The following is a 17,986-nucleotide window of genomic DNA, read 5'->3' on the forward strand; positions in this document are numbered from 1 at the left end:
CGCCGCGCGGCCCGGCGCCCCACGGGACGCGGCGCCGGCCGCGGGGCCGATGTCGCCTTCGAGGGGCTCGTCGTCTCCGTCGCGGGCTTCTCTCATGCCGCCCCATGATGGCAAAGTGGCCGGGTTTCGGGAACCTGCCCATGATCAGCGGAAAGTTTCGATCCGATCGACCGTTCGGCGCGTCCAAAGTGAACGAGGACGGGAGAGTCGGGGGCCGCGGGGCAGAGGCGGGCGAGACACGGAAGCGAGGCGTGGCCATGGCGGGCGACGGCGACCGGATCCTGAGCGAGGATCGGCTGCGCGGGGTCCTCGACCTGTTCGAACGGCTGCGCGAGCGGCCGCCGTGGCGGTGGCGGGAGCGGCTGCGGCCCCTGCTCCTGCTGCTCGGGCCGGAGCGCGCCGCCTCCCACGCCGCCGAGATCCTCAAGTCCCGCTGCGAGGACGAGCGGGCCCCGGTGTCGCACATCGCCGCCGACACGCCCGCCACCGGCGTCGCGGGCGTGCTGCGGGAGGCCAAGCGCGAGCTGTCGCAGCCGAGCAGCCGCGCCCGGGGCGAGCCGGCGCTGCGCTTCCCGCTGCTGGAGATGGCGCTGTGGCTGCGCGACCTGCGGGAGATCCGGCTGGCCGGCGACCGCCCGCCGCCGCGCGGCGCCTCCTCGTCCGAGCGCGAGAACCACCTGCTGGTCCGGCGGCTGAGGCACCCGCCGGTCGGCGACAACGAGAACGCACGGCGCCGCGAGCTCAACCGGGTGATCCGGCGGCGCGGCCGGGACGTGCTGCGCGATCTTGAGGAGGTGCGCGGCAGGCCCGCCACCTTCTTATCGTTCCTGGAGCAGATCGCTCCCATCGGCATCGCCGCCGTCGCGCTGATCAGCGCCGGGACTGCGGCGGCGCTCGACCTCGCCTCCGCCGTGCTCGCGGCCGTCATCGGCCTGGCGTTCGTGACCGTGCAGATCGTCGCCCGGACGCGCGGCTGGTACGGGGTGCGGCGGTACGGCTGGTTCCTGCGCCAGCCCTACGTCGACCGCGACTCCACGGGCTTCCTCGGCTTCGCGCTCGGCGTGTTCGACCCCCGCCCGGTCGAGCCGGACGACCACGACGAGCAGCTCGACCTGCTTCTCGTCGCCGCGTTCCTGGAGGACCTGCGCCGCAACTACCGGCGCGACTACCGGCGGGCCGCGTGGGCCCGGGTCCGCTATCCGGTGCTGATCTTCGAGCACCTGTCCGCCGGGCATCCGGGGGTGGCGTTCGTCGAACTGGTCGAGCGGGTCCGCGCCGACGGCCAGGCGAGCGACCGGCCGCCGGGCTTCGACCCGCTCGTCGTCGTCGCCGGAGTCGACCCGGCCGCCCCGTCCGAGCCGTCCGACCCGTCCGGGCCCCGGCTGCTGGAGCGGCTCGCGCGGGCCGTCCGGGTGGACGTGGGCTCGGGCGAGCCGCAGAGCGTCATCGCCGCGCGCGGCCTGTGGGACCGCTACACGCGCGAGCAGCGGCGCGTCGGCGCCCTCGGATCGCGCCGCGAGCTGCGCGTGGACGTCACCCGCGACCCGGGCGGCGACCTGCCGCCCGTCCGGCCGGTGCGGCGCAGGCCCCGGCTCGCCCATCCGGCGCTGCCGTGGATCGCCATGGTCGCGGTCGCCGCCGCGTCCGTCTCGGTGATCTCCGTGCAGGCGGTGCGCTACTGCTCGCCGTTCGGCATCAGGCGGATGGCGAACGGCGAGTGCGTCGGCATCACCGACGGGTCGTTCCGCTTCGGCGAGGGCTCCGGCGGCGAGAACAACGACAACCGGCTCAACAAGGTCCTCGACCGGATCGAGTCGCTGAACGACCACGTCATGGAGTCCCGCAAGCCGTACGCGACCGTGGTCTACCTCGGCCCGGTGACCGCCGACCCGTCCATCAAGAACAAGCGGATCGACCTGCTCGCGGGGGTGCAGGGCGAGCTGATCGGGCTGGCGATCGCGCAGAAACGGTTCAACGACGCCGCCGAGGGCGACGACCTGCGGCTGCGGGTGCTGGTCGCCAACGCGGGCGCCAAGTTCCGCTACGCCGGGGACGTCGCCGAGCAGATCCGCGGGAGGGCGCTGAAGGACCGCTCGATCGTCGCGGTGATCGGGTTCGAGCAGAGCCGCCGGCAGACCCAGGAGGCGATCAGGCTGCTGGCCAAGTCGGCGCTGCCGCTCGTCGGCACCGCCAACAGCTACGACGGGACGGCGCTGCTCGACGGCGACGCCGGATACTCGCCGTACTACTTCCGGCTCGCGTCCCCCAACGCGCGGACCGCCCGGCACGCCGCGTACTGGGCGCGGCACGGCGACGTCGGCGGCAGGAAGGTGGACGACGCGGTCGTCATCTACGACGGCGATCCCGACGATCTCTACAGCGCGAACCTGGCGACCGACTTCCAGCGGTCGTTCCGGCCCGGCAAGGCGCTGATGCGCCCGTACGGGAACCCCGGCGAGCTGAACAAGTCGGTCAGGGAGGCCTGCCAGGACCAGCCCGACCTCTTCTACTACGCGGGGCGGTCGGACGAGTTCCGCTCGTTCGTCAACGTGCTGGAGCTCTCCTGCCCCAAGCGCCCGCTGGTCCTCGCCGACGACGAGATCGCCAAGTACGTCAGCGACAACGCCGAGGAGCTCGGCCGCAAGAACACCTTCGACCTGTACTTCACGCCGCTGGCCGCCCGTGAGGCGTGGACGTGGCGGTGGATCGGCGACCAGGCGCCGCAGACGTTCTACTCCGACTACGACCCCGGGGTCCGGGAGATGACCGACGACGAGGACGACCCGTCGGGGCGGCGCCCGTCCATCACCCGCGCCGCCGTCAGCTACGACGCGGCGACCCTCGTGGCGACCGTGGCGAGCAAGGTGTACTGGCAGGAGAAGGCGCTGCCGTCGGCGGGCTCGGTGTTCGCGGCGCTCAACGACCCCGACCACGACGTGCTGCGCAACGGTGCCAGCGGCGTGCTGCGGTTCGGCTCCCGCGGCGCCGGCCACCAGGTGATCGACCGGCCGGTGATCCTCGCGACGATCCGGCAGGACGGGACGACGGAGGTCAAGCAGGTGTGCGGCCGCCTCGTCGCCCGTGGGCAGGGCAGGGCCGACTGCCCGCCGGGGAAGGGGAGCGACGGCGCCGCCGTGAAGTAGCCCGGGCACGGCGGCGCGTGGCGGCGGGAACGCGGCGGCGCCTCCGAGCACGGCAAAGGCCCCCGGTTCGACCGGGGGCCTCAGGCGCGTCGGGGCGGGGGACCGGCCGGGTCAGCCGGCCTGGCGCTTGAGGACCTCCGCCGCACCGGCGACCTCGTCGAGGGAGCGGCTGCCGGGGCCGGTGTAGCGGGCGCTCGGCCGGACGAGGCGGCCGGTGCGCTTCTGCTCCAGGATGTGCGCCGCCCACCCGGCGGTGCGGCCGCAGGTGAACATCGCGGGCATCATCGAGGTCGGGACCTCGGCGAAGTCGAGGATGACCGCGGCCCAGAACTCCACGTTCGTCTCGATCGGGCGGTCCGGGCGGCGCTCGCGCAGCTCGGCCAGCGCCGCGTCCTCCAGGGCCTTGGCGGCCTCGAAGCGGGGCGCGTCCAGCTCCTTGGCGGTGCGGCGCAGCACGCGGGCGCGCGGGTCCTCGGCGCGGTACACGCGGTGACCGAAGCCCATCAGCCGCTCGCCGGAGTCGAGGATGTCGGTGACGACCTTGCGGGCGTCGCCGAGCTGCTCGACCTTCTCGATCATCGGCAGGACGCGGGCCGGGGCGCCGCCGTGCAGCGGGCCCGACATGGCGCCGATCGCGCCGGACATGCTGGCCGCCACGTCCGCGCCGGTGGAGGCGATGACGCGGGCGGTGAAGGTGGAGGCGTTCATGCCGTGCTCGGCGGCGGAGACCCAGTACGCGTCGATGGCCCGGACGTGCTTGGGGTCGGGCTCACCGCGCCAGCGGACCATGAACCGCTCGGTGATGGTCGCGGACTCGTCGATCCGGCGCTGCGGGACCATCGGCTTGCCGACGCCGCGCGCGGACTGCGCCACGAACGACAGCGCCGTCACCGACACCCGGGCGAGGTCGGCGCGGGCCTCCTCGTCGGAGATGTCGAGCAGCGGCTTCATCCCGTACGCGGTGGCGAGGGTGGGAAGGGAGCTCTGCACGTCCACCCGCACGTCCCCGGAGGTGACCGGGAGCAGGTGCGGGTCGGCCGGGGCCAGGCCCGGGGTGAAGCTGTCGTCCACGAGGAGTCCCCAGGCGTCGCCGAAGGAGACACGCCCGACGAGTTCCTCGATGTCGACGCCCCGGTAACGGAGGGCGCCGCCCTCCTTGTCCGGTTCCGCGATCTCCGTCTCGAAGGCGACGACTCCTTCGAGACCGGGTTTGAAGTCGGACATGTGTCGTCCTGCCTTTCGTCCCGTGTGATAAGGCGGTGCCGTGCCATTGAACCCTGCCGCCTTACTGACCAGTACCCCGGGGTCCTGCAAGTTGCACAGGGCTCGGGGTGAGAGGCTCTGACGCTGTGGATTCCCCAACGCCGGACCCCGCACGGCTCCGCAGATCCTACGAGGTGGGCGAATTGTCCGAGTCGGCGCTCCCCGCCGATCCGCTCGCCCTGTTCGCCGTGTGGTTCGCCGAGGTGCACGCCGCCGGGCTGGCCGAGCCGAACGCGATGATCCTCGCCACCGCCTCCGGCGACGGGGTCCCGAGCGCCCGGACGGTCCTGCTCAAGGGCTACGGGCCGCAGGGCTTCCGGTTCTTCACGAACCTGACGTCGCACAAGGGCCACGACCTCGCGGAGAACCCGCGCGCGGCGCTGGTGTTCCCCTGGCATCCCCTGTACCGGCAGGTGAGGGTCGCGGGGCCGGTGTCCGAGCTTTCGCGCGAGGAGACGGCCGCCTACTTCCGGACCCGCCCGTACGGGTCCCGGATCGGCGCGTGGGCCAGCGAGGACCAGTCGGGCGTCATCCCGGGGCGCGAGGTGCTGGAGCGCCGCTACGCCGAGGCGGCCGAGCGCTGGCCGGATCCGGCCGCGTCCCCCCACGGCGAGTCGGAGGCGCCGGAGGGGGACGCGGCCGGCGCCGTCCCGCTGCCGGACTTCTGGGGCGGCTACCGCGTGGAGCCCGAGTCGATCGAGTTCTGGCAGGGCCGCCGCGACCGGCTGCACGACCGGATCCGCTACCGGCGGGCGACCCCGGGGGGCTCGGAGGGATGGGTGACGGAGAGACTGGCTCCGTGACACCGGAACAGCAGCCGCCCCCCGCCGGCGGCGCCGACGCCTGCGAGACGGGCGGGCACGGCCGGTCCGCGGAGCAGGACGACGCCGAGCCGGAGAAACCCCCGCCGGTCGTTGGAACGGTCCGCCGCAGGCGGCTGCGAGGGCTCGCGATCGACACCCGGCCGCTCCGGCACCCGGCCTACCGGCGGCTGTGGCTCGGCCAGGGCGTGTCGTTCGTCGGGTTCCAGGTCACCGCCGTCGCCGTCCCCGTCCAGGTCTACGACATGACCCGCTCCTCGGCCTGGGTGGGCGCCCTCGGCGTCGTCAACCTCGTCCCGCTGATCGTCTTCGGGCTCTGGGGCGGCGCGGTGGCCGACCACATGGACCGCCGCAGGCTGCTGTTCGCCTCGTCCTGCGTCATGTGGGCGGCGACGCTGCTGCTGCTGGTCCAGGCGCTGCTGGGCGTCGGCAGCCTCGCGCTGATCATGGTCGTGGTGGCGGTCCAGGCGGTCGGGTTCGCGGTGTCCTCGCCCACCCGCAGCGCGATCGTCCCCCGGCTGGTCGACCGGCCGCTCGTCCCGGCGGCCAACACCCTCAACTTCACCGCGAGCCAGTTCGGAATGCTGTCCGGGCCGCTGTTCGCCGGCGTCCTGCTGGCCCACTGGAACTACGCGGCGGCGTACGCGCTCGACGCCGTGCTGTTCACCGTCGTGCTGTACGCGGCGCTCAGGCTCCCGCCGATCCCGCCGCTCGGCGACGTCACCGGCGCGCCCGGCCTCCGGTCGGTCTTCGACGGGCTCCGCTACCTCGCGACGCAGCCGGTGCTCCTCATGTCGTTCGTGGTGGACGTCATCGCGATGTCGGTCGCCATGCCGCGCGCCCTGTTCCCCGAGGTGGCCGAGACCCGGTTCGGCGGCGAGGGGGCGGTCGGCTACCTGTTCGCCGCGATCGCGGTCGGGGCGTTCCTCGGCGGGCTGTCGTCCGGCTGGATCGGGCGGGTGCACCGGCAGGGGATCGCGCTCGTGGCGGCCATCGCCGTCTGGGGGCTCGCCGTCGCGGCCGCCGGGCTGGCCGGCCGCCTCTGGCTCGCGGTCGTCCTGCTCGCCGTCGGCGGCGCGGCCGACCTGGTGTCGTCGGTCTTCCGCCAGTCCATGCTCCAGACGTACGCGCCCGACCGGATGCGCGGACGGCTCCAGGGCGTCTTCACCGTCGTCGTCGCGGGCGGGCCCCGGCTCGGGGACGTGCGGGCCGGGGCGACCGCGAGCGTCGCGGGCGCGACCGCCTCCTGGGTCGGCGGCGGGCTGGCCTGCGCCGCGCTGGTCGTCGTCGCGGGGTTCGCCGTCCCCTCCCTGCTCCGCTACGACACCCGCACCGCCGAGCCCGCTCCGGCCGAGGCCGTGCGGGTCGAGGACTGAGCCGCCGTCAGCGCAGGGCCGAGGCGGCGATCCTCAGGTCGTCCAGGAGGCCCTGGTAGACGTCCTCCCGGTCCTCGGCGCGCAGGACCGCCGACGGGTGGATCGTCGCGAGGAGCCGCGCGCCGTCCCCGGCGGGCGGCTCGTCCCCGGACTCCCGCCCGGCGGCCGGGGTGCCGACCGCCTCCAGCCCGGGCAGCGGGAGCAGCCGCCCGCGCTGCCTGGTCACCCGGAACGACGAGCCGAGCAGCGCCTTGCCCGCCGTCGCCCCCAGCGCCACGACGACGTCCGGGTCCAGGAGCCGCAGCTCCGCGAGGAGCCAGGGGCGGCACGCCCGCATCTCGCCGGCGTTCGGCGTCTCGTGGATGCGCCGCTTGCCGCCCTCCTGCTGCTTGAACTTGAAGTGCTTGACGGCGTTGGTGACGTAGACGTCGCCGCGCTCGATCCCGGCCTCCGCCAGCGCCCGGTCGAGGACGCGCCCCGCGGGGCCGACGAAGGGGTGGCCCTTGCGGTCCTCCTGGTCGCCGGGCTGCTCGCCGACGAGCAGCATCCGCCCGCCGGGAGAGCCTTCGCCGAAGACCGTGCGGGTGGCGTTGCGGTAGAGGTCGCAGCCCCGGCAGTCGGCCGCGGCGCGGCGCAGCGCGTCCAGGTCGGCCCGCTCCTCGGGTGTCCCGGGCAGGAACGGTTCCGCGTCATGGGAAGGTTTCGCGTTCATCTCGCGTTTCCCTGTACCCGGCTTCAGGGGGATATTCGCAGGGCCCGGCGACGTGGGGCCCGAGCAAGTAGACTCTTGCCCATAAGACTGGAGGGAGCTGTGACCTCACACGGCCTGATCGATACCACGGAGATGTATCTCCGGACGGTCTTCGAGCTGGAGGAAGAGGGGATCATCCCTCTTCGCGCGCGCATCGCCGAGCGGCTCTCCCAGAGCGGCCCGACGGTGAGCCAGACGGTCGCGCGGATGGAGCGCGACGGGCTGCTGCGGGTCGAGGGCGATCGGCACCTCGAACTGACCGACAGCGGGCGCGGTCTCGCGACGCGCGTCATGCGCAAGCACCGCCTCGCCGAATGCCTCCTGGTCAACGTCATCGGACTGCCCTGGGAGGACGTCCACATCGAGGCGTGCCGGTGGGAGCACGTGATGTCGGAGGACGTCGAGCGCCGCCTGGTCGCGCTGCTGGACAACCCGACCACCTGCCCGCACGGCAACCCGATCCCGGGCCTGGACGAGCTCGGCGGGCACGGTGACGACGCCGAGGAGCCGCCGCTCGCGGTGATGACCGCGGTGGCGAGCCCCCAGGGCGCGGGCGCGGTGATCCGCCGGATCAGCGAGCAGGTGCAGAGCGACAGCGACCTGATGCTTAGACTCAAGCAGATAGGGATACAACCGGGACGAGAGGTGATTCTCCGGGCGACCGACGACGGGGTGCGGGTGATCGGTGACGACGAGGACGACAGTCCCGCGACGGAGCTGTCACGCGGCATCGCCGAGCACGTCTTCGTCAGCAGGCGCTGACACGGTCGGCGTGTGCACCCCCGCCTCGACGGTCTATACCGAAGATCTCCATAACATCGCGCCTTTCGGGCGTATCCCGGCGGCGGGTTCGTCGTTCAATACGACGAGGCAACCACGTAGGACGTCCGCGCCGCGACGCGCGGTGGTCATCGGGGCGAGGATCGGGACTGGTATCGGGATGGGGAGATGAGCCACTGGGGGGAAGCGCCTGACGAGGCGCACCTGCCGCCCGAGACCGTCCTCGCGCAGATGGAGATGGCGGTCATCGTCTGCGACCGGTTCAGCAACATCATCTACGGCAACTCGTTCGCCCGGCAGCTGTTCGGCTTCGGCGGCGACGCGATCATCGGCCACTCCATCCTGTCGCTCGGCATCGCCGAGGAGGACCACGAGCAGGCCACCGAGCTGGCCAAGCACGTCCTCAAGGGCGGTGTGTGGGAGGGCACCTTCTGCAACCTGCGCGCCGATGGCACCACCGTGTACACGCGGGCGCACGCCGTCCCGCTGCGCCACCCCTCCGGCGCCGTCGACGGAGTGGTGATCTTCGCGCGCGAGGCGCTGCGCTCCAACCAGCGCGAGCAGGACCGCTACGGCCTCATGGAGCGGATCGGGGAGCGGCTCGCCGGGTCCCTGGAGCTGGAGAGCACCCTGCGCCGCGTCGCCGACACGCTCGTCCCGCAGTTCGCCGACCACTGCTTCATCGACCTCTACAGCGGAGACCGCCTCTACCGGCGGGTGTCGCGGCACGCGGGCGGCTGGGAGCCGCCGCCCGGCACCTGGGCGGAGGTCGGCGAGCCCGTCTCCTACCCGCCCGGCCACTTCAGCGCCAAGGCGATGGACCGCCGCGACGCCGTCCTCGTCGAGGACATGATCCAGCACCGGTTCACCGCGCCGAGCGAGTCGTCGCAGCGGCTCGGCCACGAGATGGGCATCACCTCGGTGATCTCCGCGCCGCTGCTGGTGCGCGGCGAGATGCTCGGCGTGATGAGCCTGGCGCTGTCGAACCTGTCCAAGCGCCCCGACCCGCACTATGACGGCTTCGACCGCGACCTGCTCGGCGCGATCGCCAGCCGGGTCGCGCTCGCCGTCGACAACGCGCTGCTGTTCGAGGAGGAGCGCGAGACCGCGCTCGCCTTCCAGAAGCACCTGCTGCCCGGCGACCGGCCGCCCCCGCTGGACGGCCTGCAGATCGCCTGGCGGTACGAGCCGGCGCGCCCCCTGGAGTCGCACGGGCACGGCATTCAGACGCAGGTCGGCGGCGACTGGTACGACGTGATCCCGCTGTCGGCCGGACGGGTCGGCCTCGTCATCGGCGACGTCGAGGGGCGCGGGGCCCGCGCCGCCGCCGTCATGGGCCAGCTGCGCGCCGCGCTGCGCGCCTTCGCCCAGGACGACAAGCCGCCCGCCGACATCCTGCGCAAGCTCGACGAGTGGGTCCGCACGATGACGCGGCCCGAGCGGATGCGGTCCGGCTGGAACAGCGACGACCTCGTCCGCCCGCCCCTGGTGTCATGCACCTACTTCGTCTACGACGCCTGGTCGCGGGTCCTGGAGTTCGCCAACGCCGGGCACGACCCGCCCCTGCTGATCGTCGACGGCGAGGTCGGCGAGCTGGACTTCGAGAGCGAGGGCGGCATGCTCGGCCTGCGCGCCCCCGGCATGGGCGGCGAGCTGCTGTTCAACGAGGAGTCGGCCGAGCTGAAGCCGGGCTCCACGCTCGTCCTCTACACCGACGGCTTGATCGACCGCCGCTCCAAGGACGACGGCGACTACCACACGCGCGAGGAGGCGCGGGAGATGGTCCGCGCCGCCGTCGCCGGGGTCGCCCGCGGCGGGGTCGAGGCGATCGCCAACGCCGCCTACGACGCGGTGCCCGGCGACATCGACGACGACGTCGCGATCGTGGTGATCCGCACCGCCGCCGAGGAGCTGGCGGTGGAGGAGCGCACCTTCACCGCCGAGCCGATCATGGTGTCGGAGGCGCGCCGGATGGCCTCCGACGCGTTCGCGACCTGGGGCATGCTCGACGAGCAGGCCGAGCTGGCGTGCCTGCTGGTGTCGGAGGTCGTCACGAACGTCGTCCTGCACGCCACCGCCACGCCGTCGCCGCGCCGCGAGATGGTCGTCCCGGTCCCGGCGGGTCCGCCGGGGCGCGGCGGGGAGCCGCTGGGCGCGCCGCCGGCCGTGCAGTTCAACACCGACTTCGGCGCCCTGGACGCCGACCCCTTCGAGGGCGGCGCGTTCGACGAGGACGACTGGAACCTCGGCGCCGACCTCGGCCGCCGGGAGCCGCCGACCAAGGAGTTCCGGCTGCGGCTCCGGCGCGGCGCGGACGCCATCTGGGTCGAGGTGTTCGACTCCGACATGCGTCTGCCGCGCATCCGCAGCGCGGGCGAGACCGACGAGGGGGGCCGCGGCCTCTACCTCGTCGACCAGCTCGCCACCCGGTGGGGCGCCCGCCCGACGTCCGACGGCAAGGCCGTCTGGTTCGAGCTGCCGCTGAACCCCGGGTGAGCCGGTGCGCGCCTGGGTGGTGGAGACACCGTCCCCGATAGAGGCGGGGCCACTGCGGCGCGCCGACCGCGAGACGCCCTCGCCCGGCCCGGGCGAACTGCTGGTCCGCGTTCTGGCCTGCGGCGTCTGCCGGACCGACCTGCACGTCGCCGAGGGCGACCTGCCCGTCCACCTGCCGGGCGTGACGCCGGGCCACGAGATCGTCGGCCGGGTCGAGGCCGCGGGCCCCGGTTGCCTGCACGGGCCCGGCGACCGCGTCGGCGTCGCGTGGCTGCGCTGGACGTGCGGCGCGTGCCGGTTCTGCCGCCGGGGCGCCGAGAACCTGTGCCCGTCGTCGATCTACACCGGCTGGGACGCGCACGGCGGCTACGCCGAGTACGCGCTCGCCGTCGACGCCTACACCTACGCGCTGCCCGCCGAGCTGGACGACGCGCGCGCCGCCCCGCTGCTGTGCGCCGGGATCATCGGCTACCGGGCGCTGCGCCGCGCGGCCCTGCCGCCGGGCGGGCGCCTCGGCATCTGGGGGTTCGGCGGCTCGGCGCACCTGGCCGCGCAGCTCGCGCTCGCCGAGGGCGCCGACGTGCACGTGTTCACCCGCAGCCCGGCCGCCCGCGAGCTGGCCCGCGAGCTCGGCGCGTCCTGGGCCGGCGACTCCTTCGACCCCGCCCCCGCCCCGCTGGACTCGGCGATCGTGTTCGCGCCCGCCGGCGAGCTGGTGCCCGCCGCGCTCGAACGCCTCGACCGCGGCGGGACGTGCGCCGTCGCGGGGATCCACCTGAGCGACGTCCCGTCCCTGGACTACCAGCGGCACCTGTTCCAGGAGCGCGAGGTCCGGTCGGTGACGGCGAACACGCGGGCCGACGGCGAGGAGTTCCTGACGCTGGCCGCGCGCCTGGACGTCGCCGTCACGACGCACGCCTACCCCCTGGACGACGCGGACCGCGCCCTCGCCGACCTCGCCGCTGACCGCTTCACCGGGGCGGCCGTGCTGATCGCGTGACCCTCGGCGCCGGGCGCCGGCGAGCCTCGCGGATGCCGCGCGTGCCGGACGGGTCGCCGCCGCGCCGCTGAACTCGGCGTCTCTGCGGGACCCGGGCCCCTCGCCGGCTCCGGACGGTAGCGGGAGGACCCTATTGACAGTGCGTCTCCTATGCCGTTGGATCGCTCCATACTCGCGAGTAGCCAGCTCGGGCCGGGCGACTCGGGAGGCCCCCCGCCGCGTTTCCACCCCAGCGAGAGGACCCCCGTGTCGTCAATGTTCAAGCGGCTGGCCGTGCTGTCCCTGTCGGCGGGCCTCGCGGCCGCCGCCCTGTCCGCCGCGCCCGCGGCGTCCGCGGAGACCGCCCCGAAGCCCAGCGCCCAGGCGACCGCGGACGGGCCGCCTGCGACGCTGGACCTGTCGGACTGCCCCGACGTCCTGCCGGTCGGCGCGGATCCCGCGAACTGGTACTGCAACGTGCTGGTGACCAGCGGCGGCAGGATGAAGATCGGCAACATCGACCAGCAGATCACCGCGCCGATGCGGATCACGTTGCTGGCCGGCTACGACCCGAAGACCGGCGCCGAGATCTCCAAGTTCGTGAAGATGCGGAGCACGGCGATGAGCGTGGCCGGCGGCGCCCTCGGCGTCCCCGGGACCGAGGGGATCCCGCTGTTCGCCCTGAAGGTGAAGCCCCAGTACGCCGGGAAGATCGACCTCGACATCCCCAACCGCAAGACCCGGCTGGCCCTGAAGCTGAAGCTCGTCAACCAGCTGCTGGGCGACACGTGCTACGTCGGCTCGAATGCGGCGCCGATCTCCCTCGACCTGGACCTGAAGGAGATCACGGGGGCCTCGGGGCCGGACGGCACGTTCTGGGTCAAGATCAACTCGACCGACGACACGTTCGCCGTGCCGAAGACCAACGGGTGCGGGTTCGCCGCGCCGATCGCGGACCTGCGCGGCGGCCTCCCGTCCGCGTCCGGCGCGAACCACGCGCAGCTCACCTCGTACTTCGGCGGCAAGGGGTACTCCGAGATGTACCCGAAGATGGGCGTCCGCAGGAAGTGACGGCCGCACGCTGACGACGGGCCCGCGCCGAGCTCCCCGGCGCGGGCCCTCGTGCTGCTCGGCCCGGCGCGGGGGCGGCGGGCGCGGCCGGGAGGCCGCGGATCCCGCGGCGCTAGATCGGTTCCGCGGCGACGTGCGCCCAGGACTGGGTGAACCAGAGTTCGCCGCCGATGACGCGCGGCTTGGCGCCGGTGCGGGGACCGCCGTCCACCTCGTCGAGCATGGCCGCGCGGATGCGGTCGGCCGCGGCGCCGTCGCGGGCCCCGGCGAGCCACGGCTCGACGGGGCGCTCCACGGTGAACACGTCCAGCCGGCGGATGCTGCCGCCCACCGATGTGATCATCTCGGTGAGCCGGGCGATGGACGGGGTGCCCGGATGGTCGGGGTCGCGCAGGCGCTCGATCCGGTCGCGCTCGGGCCCGGCGAGGTTGCCGCGGACGAGGTCGGCGATGACCACCCGCCCGCCCGGTCGGCAGACCCGCAGCAGTTCCCGCAGCACGTCGCCCGGATCGCCCAGGTTGTAGAGCGAGAAACGGGCTGTGACCAGGGAGAACATGTCGTCCCTGTACGGCAGGGCGGTGGCGTCCGCCTTGACCGGGACGCGCGGGGCGGAACGTGCGGCCCCCGGCCGCGGGTCCTCGCGCGTCATGGCGGCCGGGGGCCTCGGGCGGGCGCCGCCTCCGTCACGGCCGCCGCGGGCGCCGTCCGGGCCGCGGGAGCCGTCCGGGCCGCGGGCCTCGCCGGTGATGCGGACCGGCCCCGTGCCGAACTCCACCGTCTCCATCCGGCCCGGCCTGGCCCGCGCGGACGCCGCCGCCACGGGCGTCGCGTCCACCGCGGTCACCTGGCGGACGTGCGGGCCGAGCGCGGCGGGCATCGGGCCGCGCCCGCGCGCGACGTCCAGGCACACGTCGCCGGCATGGGGTTCGACGAACTCCAGCAGGCGCCTCAGATGCGGGGCGATCGTGCCCCCGGTCTCCTGGACGGCGGGCGCCGGATGCGGCACGGGTGCTCTCCCTCGGCTCGGCCGGCTTCGCCGTACGGGGTCCCGTTCGCGTCCACCGTGCGGGCGCGTGCCAGGGGGATCCCGCCCGGACGGGCGGGACGCGTCGGCGCCGGCGGGCAGCGAACGGGCGTGAAGCCGGTTTCGCCACTTATGACTCTCCGAAGGGCCGGGAGGTTCGGGATCGGCCCCGAGAATTCACCCGCCGGTCGGTTCCGCCGGTCAGTTCCGCAGGTGCTCGCCGTACATCGCCAGGACGACGATGACGAACACGATGATCACCGCGGCCCGGGTCGGCATGTTCAGCCGGAGCCGCCCGGCGGCCCAGCGCACGCAGAACGCCGCGAGCAGCGACACGACGATGAGAGTGAGGATGCCTTCCATGGCCACCTTCGTCCGGGGAGAGCCGCCTCCCTGAACCATAGACGTGTAAGCCGGGGGTTACCCGCCGGTCGGGGAGCGGAGGCGGGCCGATACCCTCACCCTCGTGGCAGATGCGAAGGAAGAAGACGGTCGGGACAGGGTGGACGAGATGGCGACCAGCCTGGCGCGCGGCCGGGTCGCCCTCGGGCTCGCGGCGCTCGCCGCGCCGAGGCTGACCGTGAAGCTGATGGGCCTCGGCGGCTCCGCCGACCCGGGCCGCGACTACGTCGCGCGGATGTTCGCCGCCCGGGAGATCGCGCTCGGTGCGGGCTACCTGCTCAGCGGCGACGACTCCGGGCGCCGGCTGTGGGCCCGGATCGGCCTCGCCGTCGACTCGATCGACGTGGCGAGCGGCCTGAAGACCCGCAGGGGCATGCCGCTGTGGGTGACCGCGGGCGCGGTGGCGGTCGCCGGAGGGGCGGCCTCGATCGGCGCCGCGAAGGTCGCCCGCGACCTGGTGCGCTGACCCGTCCCCTCGGGCCGCCCGTGGCGGGTGATCCCGTCCGGCTCGTGGGTAGGCATCTCCCCGCACGTACCCGGCATCCGGGCGGCGGCAGGGGGGCGAGGGCATTGACGGCGACGGCGACATGACGGCGACGGCGACGGCGCGGGACGAGCGGGCCCTGCCGAAGGGCAGAGACCTCTACGTGGTCCTCGGCGCCCTCATGCTCGCCATGCTGCTGGCGGCGCTGGACCAGACGATCGTGTCCACCGCGCTGCCGACGATCGTCAGCGACCTCGGCGGGCTCAACCACCTGTCGTGGGTCGTCACGGCGTACCTGCTGTCCTCCACGGCGTCCACGCCGCTGTGGGGCAAGCTCGGCGACCAGTACGGCCGCAAGCGGCTGTTCCAGGCGTCGATCGTCATCTTCCTGATCGGGTCGGCGCTGTGCGGGCTGTCCCGGGACATGACGCAGCTGATCGTGTTCCGCGCGCTTCAGGGCCTCGGCGGCGGCGGGCTGATGGTGCTCGCCGTCGCCATCGTCGGGGACGTGGTGCCGCCCCGCGAGCGCGGCCGCTACCAGGGCCTGTTCGGCGCGGTCTTCGGCGTGGCCAGCGTCTGCGGCCCGCTGCTCGGCGGCTGGTTCGTCGACAACCTGACGTGGCGCTGGGTGTTCTACATCAACCTGCCCATCGGGGTGGTGGCGCTGGCGGTGATCGCCGCCGTGCTGCACGCGAAGGGCGAGCGGGAGCGCCACCGCATCGACTACCTCGGCACGCTGCTGATCGTCGGCTGGGCGGTCGGGCTGGTCCTGACGGCGACCTGGGGCGGGACGCGCTACCCCTGGACGTCCGCGCCGATCATCGGCCTGGGCGCCGGCTCGGTGGCGCTGATCGGGGTGTGGCTGCTGGTCGAGCGGCGCGCCGCCGAGCCGATCATGCCGCCCTCGCTGCTGCGCCACCCGGTGTTCGCCCTCGGCGCCGCGATCAGCTTCGCGGTCGGCTTCGCGATGTTCGGCGCGCTGACCTTCCTGCCGATCTTCCTGCAGGTGGTGCACGGGGTCTCGCCCACGCTGTCGGGCGTCTACCTGCTGCCGATGATGCTCGGCATGCTGCTCAGCTCGATCGGCTCCGGCCAGATGATCACCCGGTTCGGCCGCTACAAGGTCTACCCGATGGTCGGCACGCCGATCATCGCGCTGGCGCTCTACCTGTGCTCGGCGCTGGACGAGAACTCCACCACGCTGAGCATGAGCCTGCGGTTCGCGCTGCTCGGCTTCGGGCTGGGCCTGGTCATGCAGGTGCTCGTCATCGCCGTCCAGAACGCGGTGTCGTACGAGGACCTCGGCTCCGCGACGTCCGGCGTCACCTTCTTCCGGCAGATCGGCGGGTCGTTCGGCGTCGCGGTCTTCGGCTCGATCTTCAGCAACCAGCTCGCCGGCCATGTGGCGGACCTGGCGCGGATCCTGCCGCCGGGGTTCGACCCGGCGGCCGTCCAGGGCAATCCGGCGCTGCTCGACCGGTACCCGGTCGCGGTCAAGAACGCCGTCCTGCACGCCTACGCGCAGTCGATCGACTCGGTGTTCTTCTGGGCGGTCCCCGTGGCGGCGGCCGCGTTCGTGCTGACCTGGTTCCTGCGCGAGGTCCCGCTGCGCGCGACGTCGCAGACGCCCGACTACGGTGAGGGCTTCGGCGCGGCGCCGACCGTCCGGTCGTCCAGGCACGAGATGGAGCGCGCCCTGAGCGAGCTCATGCGCCGGGACGCCAGGGCCTTCGAGCTGTACGACAGGCTGGCCGCGCTCTCGGGCGTGTCCCTGCCGGCGGGCAGCGTGTGGGCGCTGTGCCGGATCGCCAAGGATGAGTCCGTCACCGGCCAGGACCTCGCCGACCGCGCGGGCGTCCGGGTCGAGCAGGGCCGCCCGTACGTCGACCGGCTCGTGGACGCGGGCTACGTCCTGCGGCGCGAGGGCACCCTCACCGTCACGCCGTCCGGCCGGGACACCGCCGAGCGGCTGTTCGCCGTCCGCCGCGAGGGGCTCGCCCGGCATCTGGACGGCTGGGCTCCCGAGGAGCATCCTGAGCTGGCGGACGTCCTGTCGCGACTGGCGGAGGCGTCCCTCGGCGACGAGGCGGACGGCGAGGTCCTCAGGCCCGGGACGCGGCCCGCCGGGCAGGGGACGTAGGTCCCCGAGACCCACCTCACAGCGCGCCGCGCCGGGAGGATGTAATCTCATACTGACTAACCGAATCACACTCGGTTTCGGGACGGAACCCCAGATCTTTGGAGGCGTAGTGGCCGAGGCGTACATCGTCGGCGCGGTCCGTACCCCCGTCGGTACCAAGAAGGGCGCGCTCAAGGACGTCCACCCCGCCGACCTCGGGGCGCACGTGCTCAAGGAGCTCGTCAACCGCACCGGGGTCGACCCCTCCGGGGTCGAAGACGTGATCATGGGCTGCGTCATGCAGGTCGGCCCGCAGTCCCTGGACATCGCGCGCACCGCGTGGCTGTCGGCCGGGCTGCCCGAGAGCGTGCCCGGCGTGACCATCGACCGGCAGTGCGGGTCGTCCCAGCAGGCGATCCACTTCGCCGCCCAGGGCGTGCTGTCGGGCACCCAGGACCTCGTCGTCGCCTCCGGCGTCGAGCAGATGGCGATGGTCCCGATGGGCTCCTCCGTCGCCATGGCCCTGGAGAAGGGCATGCCCTTCCCGTTCGGCGAGGGCTGGGCCGAGCGCTACGGCATGCAGGAGATCTCCCAGTTCCGCGGCGCGGAGCTGATGGCCGAGAAGTGGGGCTTCACCCGCGAGGACCTGGAGAAGTTCGCGCTGGAGAGCCACCAGCGCGCCGCCAAGGCCATCGAGGCCGGCTACTTCGACCGCGAGATCGCCCCCATCGCCGGGCTGTCCAAGGACGAGGGCGCCCGCGCCGACACCACGCTGGAGAAGATGGCGGGCCTGAAGACCCTGCGCGAGGGCGGCCGGATCACCGCCGCCGTCGCCTCGCAGATCTCCGTCGGCGCCTCCGCGGTGCTGATCGCCTCCGAGGAGGCCGTCAAGCGGCACAACCTCACCCCGCGCGCCCGCATCCACACCCTCGCCGTGTGCGGCTCCGACCCGGTCTACATGCTGACCGGCCCGATCCCCGCCACCGAGAAGGCCCTGGACCGCGCCGGGCTGAAGATCGACGACATCGACGTCTTCGAGGTCAACGAGGCGTTCGCCCCGGTCCCGATGGCGTGGGCGCACGACACCGGCGCCTCGCTGGACAAGACCAACCCCAACGGCGGCGCGATCGCCCTCGGGCACCCGCTCGGCGCGACCGGCGGCGTCCTGATGACCAAGCTGCTGCACGAGCTGGAGCGCACCGGCGGCCGCTACGGCCTGCAGACGATGTGCGAGGGCGGCGGCCAGGCCAACGCCACCATCATCGAGCGCATCTGAG

Annotated in this window: 14 protein-coding genes; 10 read left to right on the forward strand and 4 right to left on the reverse strand. The window is 73.5% G+C overall.

Going from position 1 to position 17,986, the window contains the following annotated elements:
* Positions 1-251: 251 nt before the first annotated feature.
* The gene (locus AB0K37_RS14035; protein WP_363979795.1) at positions 252-3,143 is read left to right on the forward strand and encodes a hypothetical protein; all 2,892 of its coding nucleotides are present in this window, start codon (positions 252-254) and stop codon (positions 3,141-3,143) included.
* A 111-nt stretch (positions 3,144-3,254) separates the two neighbouring features.
* Here the strand turns inward: AB0K37_RS14035 and AB0K37_RS14040 are convergent, their stop codons facing one another.
* Positions 3,255-4,367, reverse strand: coding sequence for a citrate synthase 2 (locus tag AB0K37_RS14040; RefSeq protein ID WP_363979798.1), 1,113 nt, complete (start codon positions 4,365-4,367; stop codon positions 3,255-3,257).
* 173 nt (positions 4,368-4,540) lie between these two features.
* Between AB0K37_RS14040 and pdxH the strand changes: the two genes are divergently transcribed.
* Positions 4,541-5,209, forward strand: coding sequence for a pyridoxamine 5'-phosphate oxidase (pdxH, locus tag AB0K37_RS14045; RefSeq protein WP_363979801.1), 669 nt, complete (start codon positions 4,541-4,543; stop codon positions 5,207-5,209).
* On the forward strand, positions 5,206-6,603 hold the full coding sequence (locus AB0K37_RS14050) for an MFS transporter (protein WP_363979804.1): 1,398 nt from the start codon (positions 5,206-5,208) through the stop codon (positions 6,601-6,603). The genes pdxH and AB0K37_RS14050 overlap by 4 nt, the downstream gene beginning before the upstream one ends.
* 7 nt (positions 6,604-6,610) lie before the next feature.
* Here AB0K37_RS14050 and AB0K37_RS14055 read toward each other — a convergent pair whose 3' ends face one another.
* Positions 6,611-7,315 carry a UdgX family uracil-DNA binding protein gene (locus AB0K37_RS14055; protein ID WP_363979807.1) on the reverse strand — a complete coding sequence of 235 codons (705 nt, stop codon included), beginning with the start codon at positions 7,313-7,315 and terminating at the stop codon, positions 6,611-6,613.
* 99 nt (positions 7,316-7,414) lie between these two features.
* On the opposite strand from AB0K37_RS14055, the gene AB0K37_RS14060 reads away from it, so the two are divergent.
* The 4 genes from AB0K37_RS14060 to AB0K37_RS14075 all read left to right on the forward strand — a co-directional run bounded on the left by AB0K37_RS14060 (position 7,415) and on the right by AB0K37_RS14075 (position 12,680).
* Complete coding sequence (locus AB0K37_RS14060; protein WP_353832471.1) at positions 7,415-8,116, forward strand: iron dependent repressor, metal binding and dimerization domain protein; 702 nt, start codon at positions 7,415-7,417, stop codon at positions 8,114-8,116.
* 186 nt (positions 8,117-8,302) lie between these two features.
* Entirely contained in the window at positions 8,303-10,630 is a 2,328-nt protein-coding gene (locus AB0K37_RS14065; protein WP_363979811.1) for a SpoIIE family protein phosphatase, read from the forward strand.
* Between the two features lie 4 nt (positions 10,631-10,634).
* Positions 10,635-11,630 carry a zinc-dependent alcohol dehydrogenase family protein gene (locus AB0K37_RS14070; RefSeq protein ID WP_363979814.1) on the forward strand — a complete coding sequence of 332 codons (996 nt, stop codon included), beginning with the start codon at positions 10,635-10,637 and terminating at the stop codon, positions 11,628-11,630.
* A 246-nt stretch (positions 11,631-11,876) separates the two neighbouring features.
* Positions 11,877-12,680 carry a hypothetical protein gene (locus AB0K37_RS14075; protein WP_363979817.1) on the forward strand — a complete coding sequence of 268 codons (804 nt, stop codon included), beginning with the start codon at positions 11,877-11,879 and terminating at the stop codon, positions 12,678-12,680.
* Between the two features lie 112 nt (positions 12,681-12,792).
* Here AB0K37_RS14075 and AB0K37_RS14080 read toward each other — a convergent pair whose 3' ends face one another.
* Positions 12,793-13,686, reverse strand: coding sequence for a methyltransferase domain-containing protein (locus tag AB0K37_RS14080; protein ID WP_363979820.1), 894 nt, complete (start codon positions 13,684-13,686; stop codon positions 12,793-12,795).
* Positions 13,687-13,905: 219 nt separating this feature from the next.
* Positions 13,906-14,067, reverse strand: coding sequence for a hypothetical protein (locus AB0K37_RS14085; RefSeq protein ID WP_363979823.1), 162 nt, complete (start codon positions 14,065-14,067; stop codon positions 13,906-13,908).
* Between the two features lie 103 nt (positions 14,068-14,170).
* Here AB0K37_RS14085 and AB0K37_RS14090 point away from each other — a divergent pair, with 103 nt between their 5' ends.
* The 3 genes from AB0K37_RS14090 to AB0K37_RS14100 all read left to right on the forward strand — a co-directional run bounded on the left by AB0K37_RS14090 (position 14,171) and on the right by AB0K37_RS14100 (position 17,985).
* On the forward strand, positions 14,171-14,572 hold the full coding sequence (locus AB0K37_RS14090; RefSeq protein ID WP_363979826.1) for a hypothetical protein: 402 nt from the start codon (positions 14,171-14,173) through the stop codon (positions 14,570-14,572).
* Between the two features lie 121 nt (positions 14,573-14,693).
* On the forward strand, positions 14,694-16,730 hold the full coding sequence (locus AB0K37_RS14095; RefSeq protein WP_363979829.1) for an MFS transporter: 2,037 nt from the start codon (positions 14,694-14,696) through the stop codon (positions 16,728-16,730).
* Between the two features lie 109 nt (positions 16,731-16,839).
* Complete coding sequence (locus AB0K37_RS14100; RefSeq protein WP_363979832.1) at positions 16,840-17,985, forward strand: acetyl-CoA C-acetyltransferase; 1,146 nt, start codon at positions 16,840-16,842, stop codon at positions 17,983-17,985.
* Position 17,986 lies beyond the last annotated feature (1 nt).

The sequence above is a fragment of the Actinomadura sp. NPDC049753 genome, from assembly GCF_040674655.1.
Lineage (GTDB): Bacteria > Actinomycetota > Actinomycetes > Streptosporangiales > Streptosporangiaceae > Spirillospora > Spirillospora verrucosospora.